Annotated in this window: 1 pseudogene; it reads right to left on the bottom strand. The window is 44.3% G+C overall.

Going from position 1 to position 1,067, the window contains the following annotated elements:
- Window positions 1-1,067, bottom strand: a pseudogene (locus A3729_RS07300) (ribonucleoside-diphosphate reductase, adenosylcobalamin-dependent); the annotation flags it as partial.

Genomic DNA, 1,067 nt, shown 5'->3' with positions numbered 1-1,067 from the left:
GCTGAATGAATTTCACCGTCGTATTCTATTTCTTCGTTACCTTTCGCTTTTACTTTTGTACCATCTTCTAGCGTAAATTCGTAGATGGTGTTCTCAAGATCAGACTCTTTCACCAATACGCCCTGGAATGCTTCAGGGTTAAAGCGGAAAGTTGTGCATCCCTTCAAGCCTTTCTCGTACGCGTACATGTAGATATCCTTGAATTCCTCATATGGGAACTCTGTAGGAATATTTGCAGTCTTCGAGATTGACGAGTCAACCCACTGTTGAGCTGCCGCCTGAATGTCTACATGTTGCTTAGGCGTTACGTCATCTGCCGAGATAAAGTAATCAGGTAATTGTGTCTTCGGGTCAGTAGAAAACGGCATTGCATCAGCATTGACGAAATGACGGTAAGCGAGAAGCTCGTATGAGAATACGTCTACTTTTTCTTTCGTCTTCTTGCCTTCACGAATAATGTTTCGTGAATAGTGATGAGCAAAACTAGGCTCAATACCATTACTTGCGTTATTGGCAAGTGAAAGCGAAATGGTACCCGTTGGTGCGATAGAAGTGTGGTGAGTAAAACGAGCACCTTGTTCGGCTAATTTTTCGATTAGTTCCGGCTCATGCTCACCAACTTTCTGCATGTAACGGCTGTATTTTGCGTGAAGTACTTTACCTTTTACTTCATCGCCAACCTGGTAGCCTTCAGCTCTCATTTCAGGGCGTTTAAGAAGCATCTCCTCATCAACGATGAAGGTCTCTTCCATGATTGGCGCAGGGCCTTTTTCTTCTGAAAGCGCTAGGCCTTGTTTCCAGCCTTCAATAGACATCTCACGGTTTACCTTTTCAGTAAACTCGATTGACTCAGGTGAGCCATAAGCCATCTTAAGCATGGTGCAGGTAGAGCCAAGACCCAGAATTCCCATACCGTGACGGCGCTTGAAGTTAATTTCGTTACGCTGGCCAATTAGCGGAAGGCCGTTGATCTCGACAACGTTATCAAGCATGCGCGTAAAGATGCCCACAGCTTTTTTATACTTTTCGAAGTTAAAAAGGCTTTGTCAGTAAATGGACGCTCAACA

The organism is Oleiphilus sp. HI0043 (assembly GCF_001634935.1).
Note: the sequence above shows the minus strand (reverse complement) of the source record. Positions and strands in the feature narration are given on the sequence as shown.